The following is a 17,246-nucleotide window of genomic DNA, read 5'->3' as shown; positions in this document are numbered from 1 at the left end:
TGCTTTGGACCTGGCGGGGAATGCCGGGTCAAATCATGAACTGGATCGACAACGACCCCGCAAAGGCCCGAGGTGACTGGTAATCGAAGGCGCCGCTGCTGTTTGGGAGCCTCATAAAGTGTTCCCCTTAAAACCTTCCGCTCCGGACAATTTGTCTTCAAGCGAAAGACAGGCATCATATCCGAAACCGATCTTGTTGTGCTAAGCATCGAACATGGGATTCGGAGTTTTCATTCACCGCTCGGACTCGATCTACGACGACAGTCCGGCTGAACAGTATCAGTTTCCAAGCCAGTACCTCGGTCGTGTTCAAGGCTGCGTAGGGGATTGGATCATCTATTATGAACCGCGCAAGGTTGCCGCCACGCGCGGCTATTTCGCCGTCGCCAGGATAGCCCAAGTCATCCCGGACCCGAAGATGGCGGGCATGTATCTGGCGCTGATCGAACCTGGCAGTTATCTTGATTTTATCAATCCTGTTCCGTTCAATGGCCCTGATGGGGTCATTGAACGTGGCGTATTGAACGACGACGGGCGGATTTCAGGGAGGGCGCAATCGGCGGTGCGGCCCATTTCCGCTGTAGACTTCAACCGTATCCTATCGGCCGGCCTCAATGAGCCAGAACCAGAGCTGCCGCGGCTGGATGGAATGGAAGCGGCTGATCCTACAAACGGATTTGCAGAAGCAGATCAAACAGCGTTCATCTTTGAACAAGAACGCCACCGTGTGATGCAACTCTCGTCGCGTGTTGTTCGCGACCGGCTATTTCGACGGCTCGTTTTACAGGCCTACGACAAGCGCTGCGCGATCACTGGCCTGAAGCTCATCAATGGTGGTGGCCGTGCTGAAGTGGACGCCGCTCATATCCGGCCTGTTGAGGCAAACGGACCTGACATCCTCAGTAATGGTATTGCGTTGTCGGGTACGGCTCACTGGATGTTTGATCGCGGCCTTATCAGGCTCTCTGATGATCTGGATATCCTGGTTTCGCGGCAAGCAAATGATCCGGAGAGCATAAGAGGACTGATCAACAAGACCGGTAGAGCGATCGTGCCCTTACGACCGACCGCGCGACCACATCCGCATTTTCTCCAATGGCATCGCGAGAATTGCTTTAAGCAATGAATTGTGACGCGGGATCGGATAACGCCCCCCGGGCTGGCGGTTGAAGAAAGCCCAAGGCTCATTTTGTAAATGTCGCGAGGAATAAGGCATGTCTCGCGAGATTCCAGCTTCAGCGCTTCGTCAAATAGTCGAAGTGGTATCCGAGAAAGCATATGGCTTGGGTTTTCGGCGACGTGGCTCTTTCTGAGAATTGTCAGGAACAGGCCGGCTGGAGATGGTTGTTCATCGATGATGTAGGTTGTGTCCCGCATCGCCTCGCGCCCTGCTGGTGAGGCGCATCGGAGAGGCACGTTCGATTCTTGCGTGCAACCCTCTGGTGATCAATCGTCTGAGTGAGTACAATCGAAGTTAGAGGGATAGATCGCTATATTACCATGGAATCAAAAGAACTTGGCGAGCCGAGCCAACAATGTCGGTGCACAATAATCGAGATCGACGCAGCACATCATCCTTATCTCGCGGCTGCAATAATCCGTTTCAACGTCCTACATGCCCGGGTGCGCGTTATCCATTCGGACGAGATTACGCTTTCTGATGACGGTACAGCTTCGGTTGACGCGTTGATCGCCGATTTCCAGCACTGTCTCTATCGAGAGAAAGTCTACGCCGAAACGCTTCCTTTGCGACGGGCGCTGATAAGCGGTGTTCTCGGACGATGACGGTCTTCCCCTTGAAGTTCACGCGATTGGCTGCCGATTACCTGTTCGCGGACGACGCGGGTGGCTATTTTCGCTCAGATCGCTACTTCCTTGACCGATACGCCACCGACAGGTTGATGGGGTCGGATACCGATTTTCTCTTGGAGAACGGGCATGCCTTCGAAGTAGTAGATGATGCTGCGTACCAAGGGTTCTCCTATCGATGGGCGCAGAGGCTTCATCGTCCCCAAGGGCTAAACTACCTCATCCTTGTGCCGACTCTTCGTTGCAATTTGGCATGCGGATACTGCCAGGTGTCCCGTGTCAACGAGAAAGCCAGCGGTTTCGACTGGACCGATGACACGCTCACCCAAGTTCTTCGCTTCCTCGATGGAATGGACCCTGCAAGCGCAAAGATCGAGTTTCAGGGCGGGGAGCCATTATTGCGACTGGACCTAATGCAGAAGGTTCGAGAGTTTGCTCGTTGCAAGTTCAGGGATGTCACCTTTACGGTTTGCAGCAACCTGCAGTCCGTCTCTGACGAAGCCTGGGCGTTTCTCGATGAACCAGATACGTTTGTGAGTACGTCACTGGATGGGGACCTTTCCGTCCACCAGCGGCAGCGGACAGTTACGTCCGATAACACAGAACAATTTGTTTCGAACCTTGGAAACGCCATTGCCCGCCTTGGGCAGGGTAGGGTGTCCGCGTTACCCACGCTCGACATCAACAATTTACCCGCACCGAAGGATATCATAGAAACTTTCGGCAGCTTTGGCTTTCGCTCCGTCTTCTTGCGTCCCATTAACCACCAAGGTTTCGCGCGGAAACGATACCAGGCGATTGGCCAGGAGGAGCGGTGGAACGACTACCACAGTCGTTTCATCGACGCGTTGATCGAGCATAATTGGACAGCGGCCGTCCCAGCGGAGGAGTTCTATTTTACGCATTGTCTTCGCCGGGTTCTGCGCGGCGGTCACAATCACCATGTGGACCTTCGCAATCCAAACGTCCTTGGCATGGACTATATGGTCATCGATTTCGACGGTACCTTCTACCCAACCGACGAAGCAAGGATGGTCACGAGAGTAGGGCAGATCGATCTGAGTGTCGGCAATCTTTGGGATGGCATCGATCAGACAAAGTTGGATGTCTTGAATGAGGAGGCGACCAACTCTTTCCATCCTGATTGCATTCACTGTCCGTATCAGGCCGCCTGCGGGATCGATGTGATCGATGACCTATCCCGATATGGACGCATTGACCTGCCGAAGCGTGATACCGCTTTCTGCCGACGCCATACCGCAATCTTCGACAAGATCTTCGAGCTTCTCTATTCGGATGACGAGAAGGTCCACAAAAGCCTCGCGGCGTGGGCTGGAATTCCGGAGTTTGACCCGTCTTTGGCTCCGGTGCTCATATGATCGATTTACGTCTCAGGATCGATGACGTCCCAATCGACCACCCGAGTATCGTTCGTTTGCGTACGGGGGCCGCCGATAGCGAGCATGATGCAATCTTGATCGAGAGGGATGAGGTTAGTCAGACCTTCGATCTCGCAGGCTATTCGCTTCGCGTCCATTGTGATCCCGGCACCGATCTGGATGGCGACGTTCTGCTGCTGGTGCCGGGGCGTCAGTCCGCTCATCGATTGGTGCGATCACGGTCCCGGCACAACACTTTCCTGGTCACGGAGCAGTGTGATCAGCTCTGTGTGATGTGTTCGCAGCCCCCCAAAAGGCATCACGCCGACCTCTTCGACCAATTCACGGTCGCCGCAACGCTGGCTCCTCAAGACGCCCGGATCACGATATCGGGCGGGGAGCCATTACTGCATAAAAGCAGGCTGTTTCGGTTTCTAAGAGCGGTCGCTAAAGCTCGGCCGGATATTTCTTTCCACATTCTGACCAATGGTCAGTTTTTCGAGCCGGATGATGTTTCCGGATTGGATGAGGTTGGGCGAGATCGCGTTCTCTGGGGCATCCCACTCTATGCACCTCAGGCTGGACTTCATGATGGCATCGTGGGAAAGTCAGGTGCTTTCAAAAGGTTGATGGAAAGCTTTTCGACGTTGATGAAGGCGGGAGCAGCCGTCGAGCTTCGCACGGTTGTCCTTCAGCAAAACTGGAATGCATTGCCCGAGCTTGCGAACTATGTCTCAACCCGGCTGCCATTCGTCGATGTTTGGGCGATCATGCAGCTCGAAAATATCGGCTACGGCCGCATGAACTGGACGCATTCTTTCAAAGATACGTCGCTGGATTTCGATCAGCTTCGTCGGGCGATCAATCTCGCGACGGGGCGGGGCGTACAAACTTTGCTTTATAATTTCCCGCTTTGCACAGTCCCACCGCAGTACCGGCACCTGGCACCTGGTACGATTTCAGACTGGAAGAACAAATTTCTGGATCAGTGCAATGGATGTTCTTTGCGCTCTACTTGTGGTGGGTTTTTTGAATGGTATAATACTGATCAGGGGTTTAGGGGACTCTCTCCGCAATGAAGAAGCGTAAGGTTTACCTGGTGTCGTCGTTGATCGCGGCTGGGTTCATGCCGTCGAAAAGCGATGCAGCGCCCATTACCGGCCTCACCGAAAAGAAACCCGTGAACACTCTCTTCGAACGGCTGCGGGTCAAACAGGTCTACACTCTGGCAGGTCACAGCTCGCATTCGAGCCACGCAAGTCATGCCAGTCACGCGAGCCATGCTTCCGCTTCCAGCGGTGGTTATGCCTTGCCGCGTGGTGACTATGGCAGCGGCGGCACTACCTATACGCCGCCGGACCCGGCGCCGCGTTATACGCCAAATCCGTCACCGGTCATTAGAAGTCTGCCTTCTATTCCCAACATACCGGCGACGACTTCAACTGGCACCTATCCAGTACAGACCGCCCCGCAGTCGTCCTCGGTAAGCGTTGACCCTGCTCCGTTGAAGACCTTGCCTGGCAATTCCAACAAGTTTCGTCGGATCGTCATCCAGGTGCAAACCGCGCTGATCGCCTTTGGCTATTTCGGTGGCCCAATCACCGGGCAGGTCGATGCTGCTACGAGGGGCGGGCTCAATAAAATGCAAGCGGCCTATGGCCTAAAGGTGACCGGAACCATCACGCCGCAGGTCCTGACGGCTTTTGGGATTTCAACAAATTGATCGGATGGGCCAGGACGGACGCGATGCGGTGGTTTGTGTTCATTTCCGTTATCGTCACATCCCTGGTCCTGGTTCCAGGCCTTGGCCACGCGGCCATAAGGTTTGCCCATTTGAGAGCCGCAAACAGTGATGTTTTGCTGATCCAGGGAATGTTTGAAATGAGTGATCTCCCTGACAAGCTCGAAGCCGAGATCAAAAGCAACGCTCCGAAGTTTATCGCCTTCCGTTCACTCGGTGGCGACGTAGACGCGGCGATGGGATACGGTCGGGCAATTCGTCGTCTGAAACTCTCGACACTTCAGGTCTCTGGATCAAAATGCGAGGCAGCATGCTTGTTCGCGTTCGTCGGTGGCGTTCAACGTTTTGCTGAAGACGGTTCAGTGGTCGTGTATCGAAATCTTCTATCGCCTGGACCCAATGGTCAGCAGGCAAACGCGGACAGGTTGAAAGCCTATTTCACCGAAATGGGCCTCGACCCAACTTTTCTCCTATTTGTCACCGGTCTTGGCGACGGTGATCGGCAGGTGCTGTCGCTGATCGACATGGCTGGCTTTGGGATCGTAACCGGTCAGCCGACGCCCTATGTGATACCGACGGCCGAGGAGACTGCGGTTTCCGACGAGAGTCCTTCGGCATCCTTGAATGAGGCCGCGCTCCAATTTTTCCAGGAAATGCAACGGACCTGGTCTACCAATGAAGGAATGTTGTTCCTCGCCAGCAATTACGGCGATTCCGTTATCTATTACGGCTCCCAGCGCTCGAAGGCCGATGTTCTGAATGAGAAACAGCAGTTTGCGATCCGCTGGCCGATCCGTATTTACGCAATCCGACCTGGTACGGCCCATGCCTCCTGTTTTGATACCTGTGCAGTCTTCGCGGTTGTCGACTGGTACACCTACAGTCCCGCTCGCAAGAAATCGTCCTCGGGCGTGGTGAACGCAGTGATGACGTGGGATCCTGTGACGCACAAGATTTTGGCTGAGAACGGTAAAATCACGACCAGCGATAAATCCGTGGTTGGCCCGGATCGAATTATTCGCCGATGGTTGACCGACAGCGCGGCATGTTCGCTTTCTTTCTCGCAAGATGCATGCAATTCACAGTCATTGCTTCTAATCGAATTGGCCAACGGCGGTTGGTGCCGAAAATCAGATGCGACCTGGGGTCAATGCACCCTTCAGTAGCTATCGACCTCCCTGCCGTGGTGGTGGCGTGTATGTGTTCTTCGCTTTTGGTCCGGGTGCGGCGGCTTGGAGCGAGACCGGACGTTGACTAAGGACTTCCTTCGGCACCCATCCAATCGCTGACGGACCACCCGAGACGCGGACCCATCCGCCTTCCGCCTCAAGGATGGCGAGCAAAGCATTTTGCCCAACTGCTCCGACGGGAACATAGTTCGATCCCGGGCCTTCTCGTAGCTGTATAGGTAGCCTGAGATAGGCGAATTTCGGCTCCGGCGGGACGACATAGGGCACGGCTGGTGGTTCGATTGATGCGACTGCGGGTGATGTGTCGGGTGCGGTCACGGCAGCTGCAAGCGTTTCAAAGGCAGCGGGGTCCGGCGTTGGTTCTTGATCTGGTTGGCGGACATTCGAGGACACCAGACCAGTTGCCGGTGCTGTGGCTTGAGTACTTGAAGCTTGAATAGAGGGCCGAGTACTCGACGCTTGGGCGGGTTGCACAGTTGGATCGGGGCTGGATGAAGAGATGGTCGGCGGCGCTGCGGACGTTTGCGGCGGAATTTGCCCTTGGCCGTTGCCGAAAACGGCCTGCGTCGCACTTGGCTTTGTCGAATGCCCAGCGTTTTGAAATACGCTGATTGCAACGGGAAGGCCGAAGATACCTATGATGATGAACGCTGCAACGCGACCGTTACTCTTTGGCTGCGACACCGCCGGGACAATGATACCCGGCGTAAATGGTTGTAACGGCTGTGCTTCAGTCGATGAGATTACTTTCGGAGCTTCCGAGACCTCCGCTTTTGCTTTAGCCAACGCCCGGCAGCCGTCAACAAAACCAGATAGCTTGCCGACTTGTGAAAATTCCAGCACCTCGTTTACACCGCTGTCGCTTTGTAAATGGAGGGTGTCGTAGAGACAAACGGGCAGCTGCCGGTTATTTCGAAAACGCCGATCAGGTCCACCGCTCTTGTTTGGATGCTGCCAAGTATGATCGACGACTTTTGCGTCACGGGGTACGTGGCCATCTTCAATGAACCGCAATTCCTGCCAACGAACGCGAAGGTCGGAATACGATACGGCTCCAAAGCGTGAATTGTGGGAGATCAGGGCAACGTCGGGCAGGAAGTAGATAACCTGCTTGCCTACGTGCATCGAAGGCGGAGTGATGTTGCTCTTGATTACCTTCGGCAACGCGTAGGCTAGCTTCGTCGCTGTGCGCTTGACTATATAGGAAGCGCCCGCATTCCTTTTCCAAGTCGTCAGGTCATTAACCGCACCGCCAGCTTCGATGTGCCATTTTCCGGCGCAGGCATTCAGAGCGTCGAACGCCGCGATCGTGTCCTTGTAAGCCTGCTCAACGTGGCCATCGATATCGTAAAACAGCACAGTCGACCGACGGTAAGAGTCGATCCAAGATCCAATAGCCCAGGCGGGTAGGGCGGCGACCAATACCCAAATTCCTATAGGCGATGCTTTCACAAGAAGGAAAATGCCAAGGAGAGCAAAGAGCCAGCCGAAGATGATAGACATTCGCCATTGGCTGGCCTTCGCATTGATTTCGTCGAGCAGGTCGCTGAAATTTTCGTCCCGCATCTCCATGACGTCGCCGGACTCGATTTCCACCATGGTGACGGTGGATTCTTCGAAGGTGAGTGGCACCGGAGAAGGGGATTGTATCGCAGCATGACGACGTTTGCCTGCAGAGCCAAGTGATGCGCGATAATAAACCCCGCGACGGCCAGCGTGAACGTAATGACCTCGTGGCCCAGTACCAATGCGAAGCCCTTTCACGCCGATAGAGACACCGACGCCGCCCTTGGAGAAGTTAAAGCGGAATGGCCCCGCCTTTACCGACTTCCGAATGTAAAATGGCATGCCACCCTCGCCACTGCAACGGATGGATGTTACACGATTTTCTCTTTGCAACGAACGGCTTTGTTGCCGGAATTCCGAGCTTTAGCGATGTCGTCACGGTCGTCCGCCAATGTCTTTTCGCGCTTGTTCAAATTGCTCGCGCGACTTCCTTATTACAGCGTTACTTGAGTTCGTTTGGGCTTTCGGGGTAAAAAAGCTAAGATAAGTTGGGCCGTAATAGAATATTCTCTCTCTGTAAATCAGTGGGTTAGGAGAATTTCAGAGAGGGTCGTTGGTTCGACTCCTCTTCAAGAGCGTCATTGGCGGCCTCTCTAACAACCCTCCAAGAACCCGTCAGTTCGGCTCATCGACATAATCGGTTGCGTTGGACGCATTGGGCTCAGAGGGCGAACGCGCTACCTCCTCCTCATCAGCAATCGAGCTCACCAAAGCGATGACACGGCTTCGGACGCGCGGCGGAAGCAGCAGGACGTCCTCGATCAGGCGCCGACCTTCGGCAGTCGAGATGTAGGCGATCCGCGCGTCGACCTCGGTGACGATATCCCCGTGGTTTGTTCCGTTAGCGTCCGGAAGTCCTTCGAAGAGTTTTGCAACAGGCACCTTCAAACAACTGGCAACCTGAAAAAGCATTGATGCGCTGACGCGGTTCTTGCCGCTTTCGTATTTCTGCACCTGCTGGAAGCTGACGCCAATGCCCGCGGCAAGATCGGCCTGCGACACATTGGACTGAATCCGGCGAATGCGGATCTGCTGGCCGACATGCAGGTCAATGGGATTGGCTGCCTGCGCTTCTGCCTGCTGCCGGACACGATATCGGCGTACGGACGAGATTGCTGTCGCTGCTGCTCTTCGATGATCCATATTCGAGACCCCGCGTGGAGAGTTTCCGCGGTGCGCCCCCGCTGAATAACTCGCTTAAACCCGCTGATCGGGGAGTTCGTAACCGTGCTAGACGGCCCAATGGCCTTTAGTTCCGAAGAACCTGGACATACGCCACAGGCTCCCCGACCTAAGGTCAAGGAGTGCGGTGCCGTATCGGCCGGCACCAGCCACTAGCAGGGGTTACGAAGCCCCAAGGCAGTGCGTGCTGCCTCGCTCAAAAAGATAGGTGAGATCGGATGAATTTACAATCCGATTTGTCACAAGATTCAATGGCTTCGGTCGCAAATCCTATTGCACAAGCGGTTTGCGTCCGACCGTCACCGACGCCCGAGAGATGGTTGGTTCAGAATTCTGGCGTCTTCAGAAGCGGGTCCATCGGGCCGATCTCGCGTTTACCGTGGCCGATATGTGAAAAAATATCCCAGGATGACCTTTGAGACTGGACCTACCTCACTGACATATCTTCGTTTTCTGGAGAAAGCGGTGATCATGCCGACGTCGCTCCTGGCTCCATTGATATTGCGACTTTCCTGTCGGTTTCGAAGGACTCGTGGGAGGCTATCAGGTTGAAAGAACTTGGATATCCAGAAATTGCGGTTCCTGATTTGATGCGGTTTGTATCGAAGTCTGAGCTTCCGGTTGCTCGGTACAGCGATATTACCGAGCAAGCCATGAAGATGATCAGGTTGCCAAACGTGGCAAATTCTTCGTGGGGCCTTGATTGGGGCGGTCTTGCTTCCGTCTCGCTTACAGCCAGATTTTCGCGAGGGAACCCGCAATCGCAATGCCCTGGCCAGTTGCCTGCCGTACTACTTCTGGGCGTCGGGCAAAGTCCATCGTGTTCGGCCCAATGGCTTCGAGACATGCCTGATCCGGGGCACCAACCGAAACCTTTGCTCCCGAGGCCGTGAGTTCACCGGCCTGTGCGGTCACTCGAGAATTTATTCGCTGTCCGACGGGACCGGGTGGATTGAAGCTGAGAACCAGGATGATGTCGAACTGTCCGACAAGATCGGCATTGGCGGGGGAACGCAGGCCGCCATCCATGTAGTGTTTTCCGTTGATCAGGACGGGAGGGTGAAGACCTGGCAGGCAACAACTTGCCGCTACCCCTGTTCCGAGCGTGACCCCACAATCTCGACGCAGCACCCGAGGCTTTCCGTCGGCAATGTCGACGACAACAAGTCCGATCTTTTCGGGCCATGTGTCAAAGCCGACGATTGAACTCATGCGTTCAATGTAGGCAGCTGGACTGTCCTGAGTTGACGCCTTCAGGGCATAGGTGCCAACTTCAATGCGCCCCGTGTCACCAGTCTGCGATTTTGCGAAGAGTTCTGGCAGCTTGGCGACCGCCTCAGGCGAATAGAGTGATCCGACCTTCCCAGCTGGCGATTTTTCCCCTTCCGCAATAATCGCCTTCGCCATAAGCGTTGGGTCACGGCCAGATGCGATCTGAGCCCCGATAATTGCCCCGGCCGACGTTCCGAGAATGAAATCGGCGGACGACACAGCAAGTCCCGACTGTGCCAATCCACTTAGAATGCCACACTCCCAGGCAACAGCAAGCGGTCCACCTCCGCTTAGGACTAATGCTTTCGACATCGTTGATCTCCCGACTGGAAACACTGTGGAGAGAAATTCTGATTCTGTTCCCCAACCCTCGGCCCGTAGCGATCATACGTAGCGGATTAGTTCTGTTAACCCCTCTGGGAAAATAGTTTCGGTGGTTTCTCTAAGTTCCTGAGGAGACCACCAGCGGTAATCAGCCAAAACATCTCGTTCGTTGTCGCTCCAACCTCTGTCTGAGATGGAGCTTCGGACGGTTCGAACTCCGAAGAACCGCTCATCGGCCCAAACGACTTCGCCGTTCGTCAGTTGAAGCTCGAAGGATCGGCGGCCAACTTCACCCGTCAACTCCTGCTTCAATAAGCCTGTTTCCTCTACCAGTTCGCGTAGAGCTGCTTCCTCGAAGGTCTCGCCTTCTTCCACGGCTCCGCCCGGCGTTGCCCAATAGATGCGGCCGTTCAACGGTCCTGAAGTGTGTGAAAACTTAAAAAGAAGAACGCATCCAAACTGATCGATGACCAAAATTCGGGCCGAAGGACGTGTCCGCATCGAGTTTCATATCCTGCTATCATCGGTGTTCACGCCGGAGAACACGTAGCTCTAGGAGCTTCCGAGTTAAGCGATCCCACAAAGAATTTGTCGTGGCTGTTTGATTACCCGCTGTTGACGAGACAGCGCTCCATGTTGTCACGAACTGTATGACCGTTCTGTATCGAGGAGGCCGTCAGGACTCGATTTCGGAAATTCGAAACTCAGTACCGGTATCGCGCACGATATGCAGGTCGCGGATCATCTCGGCGGCATGCAAAAGCCCATGGTGCCATTCTTCATGTGGCACTCGCGGCTCCTGCCGAAACGGTGCGAATGTAAATCAGCGCATCTTTGCCCGGTATCGGAACGATCCCGAGGTCTTGCCGAAGCTCTCGGATTGTGTTCACCGATCTGTCCAGCATGTTGCTGACTTCGTGCGGTGACAGCTTCTCGACTTCATTTGCAGCCCGCACCAGCTCGGCGATAAAGTCTGTTGTGGCGCTCACAGCAACCTCAGAATCGTAAGAATTCGTCATGTCAGAGTTGAACGGCGGCCAAAGTGAGTCAAGCCGAGTTCTCCCGTCTCGCGCGGTCCATTCTGCTAATGGGCACAGATTACCTGTGCCTTGCGATGGGACGCTCCGGACAACGATATCTGGGCGTTCATCGCCTATTTCGGTATCGTCGGCGTTCAGACGGTCTTGTTTTCGATTATGATGATGATTTCCTATCGCCGGGCGCGATAAAAATACAAAGATGTCGACGGCTTTCATTGGCCTTGTCGGCTTCTCGCTTTAACATCCGACGAATCTGCGACTAACCTCTGCGCCAAACTGCACCATTCCTGCTTGGAGCCCTAACGGTGAGCAAGTCATCTATTCATGACCGGGCGATGAACGTTTTGCATGACTTGAGGCCTGAGGCACCACTTCGGCGTCGAAATGGCGTGCCAAAGTCGCTCGCCAATGTAATGCAACGGCGAGCAATCCCCGGTGTCAGCATTGCAATTGTCGACCATTGCGAAGTTGTGTGGGAACGTGGTTTCGGAGTGCGATCTGCTGACCGGCAGGACGAGGTGAAACCAAGCACTCTTTTCCAGACAGGCTCTATCAGCAAGGCAGTGTTTGCCATGGCGGTCATGCGTCTCGTCGAGATGGGGACGCTCGACCTTGACGAGGACGTCAACGCCTATCTGACCTCCTGGCGGGTTCCATCCAATGGAGCATGGACACCAAGGATTACTTTACGCCACCTGTTAAGTCACACTGCCGCGACCAGTGTGCACGGCTTTCCAGGATACCCGGTAAGTGGTCCTGTGCCGACGCTTGTCCAGGTGCTGGAGGGCGCATCGCCAGCGAATACTCCGCCAATCGTTGTCGAAGGCATTCCAGGACTTTCCTATCGCTATTCAGGAGGTGGCACGACCATCGCGCAGCAAGTCGTCATGGACGTCCTCGGGCGACCCTTTCCAGATCTCATGCGAGAGCTTGTTCTCGACCCGGTTGGAATGAAAAACAGCACATATGAACAACCGCTTCCGCCAGATAGGGCGATGGTGGCGGCAAACGGTCATCCCGTGAATGGTGTGCCGGTAGCCGGTGGGTGGCACCTTTATCCGGAAATGGCTGCCGCAGGCCTCTGGACAACCGCAGGCGATCTAGCCCGACTTGGTGCGGAGATGTTAAGCGTCCTCGGTGGCGGGCATTCGTTGATAGGGCTCAGCCAAGAAACTGCCGCCTCCATGCTGCGGCCTCAACTTCCACATCATCGGCTTGGAGGAGAGTTTGCGGGGATAGGGTGGTTCTGCAGCGGTCAGGGAGAGCCTTTTCACTTCGGCCACGGCGGAGAAGATCACGGGTTTATCGCTCAAATCCGGATGTTCAGGGCATCCGGCAGCGGTGCCGTGGTTATGATGAACTCCGTCAGAGGGTGGCCGCTTATCTCGCAGGTCCTATCAGCACTCGGCAGTGAATTTGGATGGACGTCCGGTTCCGGCGCACAGGCTGAAGGGAGCGTGCTCGACTATGGAAGCTTGGCAGGCACGTACCGGCACGCTGGCGACATAACTGCGAGGGTTGCGTTTGACCATGGCAGTCTCACTTTGCAGATTGGCTTGCTCAAACCGGTTCCTCTGGTGGCAAGCGGCGAAAGAACGTTCAGTTCGCCTGTCGTTGACATTCACGTCTCCGTCTCACAGGACGAGTCTCGTCGACGACCGGCACTCATTATTCGCCAATTCGGGTCGGAGCTTCGTTTGGAGCGCGAACCACTCGACCAATCCACACCCTGAGCCCATTTCCTCTTCACGTGCAGCTACGCTGACGGAAGCAATGCTGAAATTATCGAGGAGTTGCTACCTGGGCAAGGATGTTGATTTGCGCGTTGGTTTAACCCAGTTTTGCGTTTCGTGATGACCCGGCTGCCTAGCCAAACTATCGAGCTTTTTAATAAGTTAGATCCGCCTGAACGGGTTAGCGTGAAGTTGCAATTGGGGTCAAAACCTCGTGAAACTCAACACTTCCGCAGAACTGGAGCGCAAGTTTGGCGTTGTTCGGCGCCGTCATGGCATGCCTCGGCGTATTTGCCATCGCGCGTCCGATCATTCGTGTAGGTGGCTATAAGCCATGGCTGCAAAAGTCGAGTGAGATCATCGCGGCTCCGTATGTCCTTGATCAGGCGGCGCTAAAGGAAGCGAAAGAAGCGGAAAAAGACTCCCTCGCGGTCAACATCATTGGACCAGCACTTGCGATAGTTGGCACAATCATGAATGGCGCGAGCGGCTTCTTCCAATAAGTTCAAGGGTGGGAGAAGAGCGCGAGAAGAAGGGCCAAGGGGTTCTTCTCGCCCTAGCGCCGGATGGGGCGAACCCAACCGGAGCCAGCGTTAAAGATTCTCAGCATAGCCAAAAGCCCGAACACGGTGGCTCGGGCTTTTGAAGTTGCTGGAGGTAATAGCCTATTCGGCGGATAGGCCAGAGCCATCGCAGTCCTGCTGGTTTTGCAGACTTCAGGCTCGCGATACAACACCGCTCCGAATAAACCGGACCGTGATCTTTTTACTTGTACACCCGGCTACGCGACCGAGAGAATGCCGGGGCCGCCGCTCGGTCCGGCGCGTCAATTTCGCAGTTGCCGATGCGAAGGCGGGTGCGATTGGAGGTAGGTATGAAGCGACGTTGACTATTTGCTCGGTCGCCGTCGAATGCACTAAGTGTGGCGACTTCGCCAATTACATATGCATCGTTGGTGGTCGGTCAAGTGACTGCCTGTTCCTAGTGGAATCGATACGCTAGTTCAACGTGAGGTCGTTAGGCGCCTCTACACCGGAAATGTTAGAGAGTTGGGTAGCGGCCTCTATGCGCTTTCCCACCTCTTTGTCCAACTGCGTGTTGCTCGCTGCACTCGATTGATAAAGCTTCAGAGCAGCGGCTAGCTTGTTCAGATCATAGGTAATGTTGTCCCTCATTTCGGTCGTAATTGGATTGCCTTGAGTTTTGGCGTCCACCACCTGCGAGTACATGCATTTGATCGAAACACCTATGACCAGGACATATTGATAGGACCAACTGTTGTAAGCGAAGGCGCCACTCAGGCTCTGGCTGTATTCATCCTCAAACATACCTCGCAGCGATTGCAGTCTCAGGCAGGCGTCTGCTCTGGTAGCCCCACGTAGCGTGCCGCTGTCCAGAGCGGTAATCAGCGGAGCGCGAACACTGCCGTCACGTTCCGCAAAGCCTTCAATGCAAAAGCTACAGTATCGGAGGTGATTCCGGGATTCTTTGAAAAAAAGCTCTTCTCGAACCGGCCATGTGAAGCGGTCCAATCCGCCAGTTTTGTTGCTGCAGCGCTGGTCTCTGGATCGATAACAATGCCAGCTTTGGATACCAGGGCTCCGGTCGATTGAACAAGCCAATACGCCACGGATGCGTCCTCAGGAATAGGCGCCCTGCCTGGTATGTTCCTTTCCTCGAATAGAACGCGCGCTCGTTGATTAAACCTGAACAAGTCCACGGCTGAACGCTTCGAAGATGCGTCTGCCAAGAAATCGTAAACGGACTTGTCAGACGCGTCATTGGCGACCACACTCGGATAATAGTTCAAGGTTTTTTGATAAAATGGAATTGAGAATTTCTGGTCATAGTCCGCGAAGCCTGTCTTGCCGGCCGGCAACGTCAGTGAAAGGGTCGCTATCGCAGAAGCAGGAGGCAGCGTAAGTGTAAACGTCGTTTCGGTAGCGCTATGCTGATCGCCTACTTTTGTGCCAACAATTTCAGCGATCGCCTCTTTTGCGCCTGACCCAAAGTTGCTGGGGATGTCATTTTCGATAGCTACATCCGCGGCTGCGGCGTAATGGCACCCTAAGCTTGTTAGGCAGGCTATGATGGCGATAACATATCTCATTTCGGATCGAATCCCATGAGTTGCACGATATAAAATCCATAAAAAGCCATCGTTGCTGTCACTAAAGCATGGATGGAAGCAACACCCTTGTCCGTCGTCGTCAGCTCCTTCACATATTGCTCGCACACCGTTACGACGACGAGGGATATAAAGCCGACGGTAACACCCACAAGGCAAAGAATAAGGACGATGTAGCCAACTTTGCTCAACTCACTGGTGCTAGACCACGGTTGAGTTGTTTGGTTGATGCCGTAGCAAACCACGGCGACAATGCCTGGAACCAATGTGGTTACGACAAACCCCAGCGATGACAAGCTGTCAGAAAAGGGTATCTGCAGGAAGTCAAAAAGAGGCTGTGCTTGTGGTACAGAAATGCTGTTACTTCGAAGGACGATAAGGACGTCTGTTACAAAAAGACCGATTGCCGGTATACCGACAACCAATAAAATAATTGCACATGCGATTTTACGAAGCGGCGCTTCATCGATCAGCCGTTGGCTTAGTGGTTTTGATGCCATGTATTTCGCTCACTGCTGGGAGGTGAACAGTCTGGTTTTCGCTGCAAGTGAGGCTAGCCCACCCAACGAAACCCAAGAAAATCCACGCGATCGAACTTAATTTCACAGACACTGTCGAGGCCATTATTGGTCTTTCCGCCTTGGTTGCCTGCAAGAAGTATAATTGAGCCATCGTCGTTGACGGCGCTTACAAACCCCACATGACCTGTGATATCGCTGCTTTGGCTCGCTTTAATAGCAATTGCGCCGACCTTTGCCTCTGGCAACTGCACCGGCAAGTCCATCCAACTTTTGGCATAGCTGCTATTCTTCACTGAGCTGGCCGCGGCAGCAGCGGTAGCATCGCCACAATTTTTCAGACACCAACAGACGAAAGCAGCGCACCAAGGCGTGTCATCCGATTGATTTGGTGGAAACCCGACGCTCTCCAAATATTGAGAAATTCGCGGGTTCGTTTGGCTGCCAGGGGCCTCCGTTACCCCAGCCTGTTCTTCTTGTTTGGCTGTATCTAGCCACGGTGCAGATCCTGTCGAAGCCTGAGGCAAAGGCCACCACGCTGGAGGATTATCAAAGAGAGGTGCATTCCGTTGATATGCGTCATGTAGCCGGTTTGCGACTATATCAAGTAGCTGATCACCCGTATTAGGCGCTCCCGGTTGTCCGAGAAGAGTAGGATTATTTTGTATCGCAGCTGCCGAAAGCACTGCATCGACGGTCTGTCCCGGATTTGACAAAACTCCCTGAGCACCGCTGGTCCCGAGGAAATGATAGAGATACAACTGCGCTGGGCTCGGTAGTCCGTTGAATTTGCTAAGATGAGCGTCGATACCGTCGTTAGCGATATCCGCAGCGCAAAGCGCTTGGGCCTGTGGACTGGTTATATCTTGCATTCCATAGCCGAATTTCGGATCGATTTGCGCGATCGTCGTCTGCCATGTAGAAGCTAAGAATTGGAACGGGCCGATTGGGCCTGAATCATGTGCCTCCATCACGGAGGCTGGGATAAGACTTTGAGAGTCATTCCAATCTCCGCCTGTTTCGACCCGGGCGACAGCCATTAGGTAGGCAACATCCACTTCATAGTAGATGCATGCGCTTACACAGTAGCGAAGGAAATCTTCGTAAGAGACATCTGCAGAAGGCAACGGGGTCGTGACGATGTATGTACTGCGCAGGTAGCCCGTTGGTCCTTTGCCGCCGCCGCGATCCACGGTTACTTTCGACCACACCTGATCGACCGCTGAGACATTGACCAGCGAGTCATTTGGCTGAACAGAAAAAGGGTAGCCCTTCGGAAATTCTACCGCCGGACTGCTAGCATCCGGCTTCTGCCGCAGTGGAACTGTGTCACTGACGGTGGTGATCTGCATTTAATACTCCAT

16 protein-coding genes are annotated in these 17,246 nt (G+C 54.4%); 7 read left to right on the top strand and 9 right to left on the bottom strand.

The features are described 5' to 3' along the window. Positions 1-214: 214 nt before the first annotated feature. The 5 genes from ACQZ6F_RS29470 (at position 215) to ACQZ6F_RS29450 (ending at position 6,095) form a co-directional block, all read left to right on the top strand. On the top strand, positions 215-1,126 hold the full coding sequence (locus ACQZ6F_RS29470; protein ID WP_449095497.1) for an HNH endonuclease: 912 nt from the start codon (positions 215-217) through the stop codon (positions 1,124-1,126). Between the two features lie 655 nt (positions 1,127-1,781). Further along, positions 1,782-3,188: a His-Xaa-Ser system radical SAM maturase HxsB gene (gene hxsB / locus ACQZ6F_RS29465; protein ID WP_449095498.1), complete on the top strand. Its 1,407-nt coding sequence runs from the start codon at positions 1,782-1,784 to the stop codon at positions 3,186-3,188. Further along, positions 3,185-4,267, top strand: a complete 1,083-nt coding sequence (gene hxsC / locus ACQZ6F_RS29460; protein WP_449095499.1) for a His-Xaa-Ser system radical SAM maturase HxsC — start codon at positions 3,185-3,187, stop codon at positions 4,265-4,267. Before hxsB ends, hxsC begins: the two co-directional genes overlap by 4 nt. Continuing rightward, positions 4,264-4,911 (top strand): His-Xaa-Ser repeat protein HxsA, encoded by a 648-nt coding sequence (hxsA, locus tag ACQZ6F_RS29455; protein ID WP_449095500.1) that lies wholly within the window; start codon positions 4,264-4,266, stop codon positions 4,909-4,911. The genes hxsC and hxsA overlap by 4 nt, the downstream gene beginning before the upstream one ends. Before the next feature lie 23 nt (positions 4,912-4,934). Next, complete coding sequence (locus ACQZ6F_RS29450) at positions 4,935-6,095, top strand: hypothetical protein (RefSeq protein ID WP_449095501.1); 1,161 nt, start codon at positions 4,935-4,937, stop codon at positions 6,093-6,095. Here ACQZ6F_RS29450 and ACQZ6F_RS29445 read toward each other — a convergent pair whose 3' ends face one another. The 5 genes from ACQZ6F_RS29445 to ACQZ6F_RS29425 form a co-directional block, all read right to left on the bottom strand. Beyond that, positions 6,096-7,967 (bottom strand): DUF4236 domain-containing protein, encoded by a 1,872-nt coding sequence (locus tag ACQZ6F_RS29445; protein ID WP_449095502.1) that lies wholly within the window; start codon positions 7,965-7,967, stop codon positions 6,096-6,098. A gap of 333 nt (positions 7,968-8,300) precedes the next feature. Further along, complete coding sequence (locus ACQZ6F_RS29440) at positions 8,301-8,828, bottom strand: helix-turn-helix domain-containing protein (protein WP_449095503.1); 528 nt, start codon at positions 8,826-8,828, stop codon at positions 8,301-8,303. A gap of 768 nt (positions 8,829-9,596) precedes the next feature. Continuing rightward, positions 9,597-10,451 carry a patatin-like phospholipase family protein gene (locus tag ACQZ6F_RS29435; protein WP_449095504.1) on the bottom strand — a complete coding sequence of 285 codons (855 nt, stop codon included), beginning with the start codon at positions 10,449-10,451 and terminating at the stop codon, positions 9,597-9,599. A gap of 72 nt (positions 10,452-10,523) precedes the next feature. Then, entirely contained in the window at positions 10,524-10,964 is a 441-nt protein-coding gene (locus ACQZ6F_RS29430; RefSeq protein ID WP_449095505.1) for an NUDIX hydrolase, read from the bottom strand. 278 nt (positions 10,965-11,242) lie between these two features. Next, positions 11,243-11,719: a hypothetical protein gene (locus ACQZ6F_RS29425; protein WP_449095506.1), complete on the bottom strand. Its 477-nt coding sequence runs from the start codon at positions 11,717-11,719 to the stop codon at positions 11,243-11,245. Positions 11,720-11,808: 89 nt separating this feature from the next. Here ACQZ6F_RS29425 and ACQZ6F_RS29420 point away from each other — a divergent pair, with 89 nt between their 5' ends. Next, a complete protein-coding gene (locus ACQZ6F_RS29420; RefSeq protein ID WP_449095507.1) occupies positions 11,809-13,236 on the top strand; it encodes a serine hydrolase domain-containing protein in 1,428 nt (475 codons plus the stop codon). Positions 13,237-13,487: 251 nt separating this feature from the next. Further along, on the top strand, positions 13,488-13,739 hold the full coding sequence (locus ACQZ6F_RS29415) for a hypothetical protein (RefSeq protein WP_449095508.1): 252 nt from the start codon (positions 13,488-13,490) through the stop codon (positions 13,737-13,739). Positions 13,740-14,234: 495 nt separating this feature from the next. Here the strand turns inward: ACQZ6F_RS29415 and ACQZ6F_RS29410 are convergent, their stop codons facing one another. The 4 genes from ACQZ6F_RS29410 to ACQZ6F_RS29395 all read right to left on the bottom strand — a co-directional run bounded on the left by ACQZ6F_RS29410 (position 14,235) and on the right by ACQZ6F_RS29395 (position 17,234). Continuing rightward, positions 14,235-14,564 (bottom strand): hypothetical protein, encoded by a 330-nt coding sequence (locus ACQZ6F_RS29410; RefSeq protein WP_449095509.1) that lies wholly within the window; start codon positions 14,562-14,564, stop codon positions 14,235-14,237. 77 nt (positions 14,565-14,641) lie between these two features. Beyond that, a complete protein-coding gene (locus ACQZ6F_RS29405) occupies positions 14,642-15,346 on the bottom strand; it encodes a hypothetical protein (protein WP_449095510.1) in 705 nt (234 codons plus the stop codon). Further along, a complete protein-coding gene (locus tag ACQZ6F_RS29400) occupies positions 15,343-15,864 on the bottom strand; it encodes a hypothetical protein (protein WP_449095511.1) in 522 nt (173 codons plus the stop codon). The genes ACQZ6F_RS29405 and ACQZ6F_RS29400 overlap by 4 nt, the downstream gene beginning before the upstream one ends. Positions 15,865-15,917: 53 nt before the next feature. After that, positions 15,918-17,234: a TIGR02594 family protein gene (locus ACQZ6F_RS29395; RefSeq protein ID WP_449095512.1), complete on the bottom strand. Its 1,317-nt coding sequence runs from the start codon at positions 17,232-17,234 to the stop codon at positions 15,918-15,920. Positions 17,235-17,246: the final 12 nt, after the last annotated feature.

The sequence above is a fragment of the Rhizobium sp. A22-96 genome (assembly GCF_053521805.1).
Note: the sequence above shows the minus strand (reverse complement) of the source record. Positions and strands in the feature narration are given on the sequence as shown.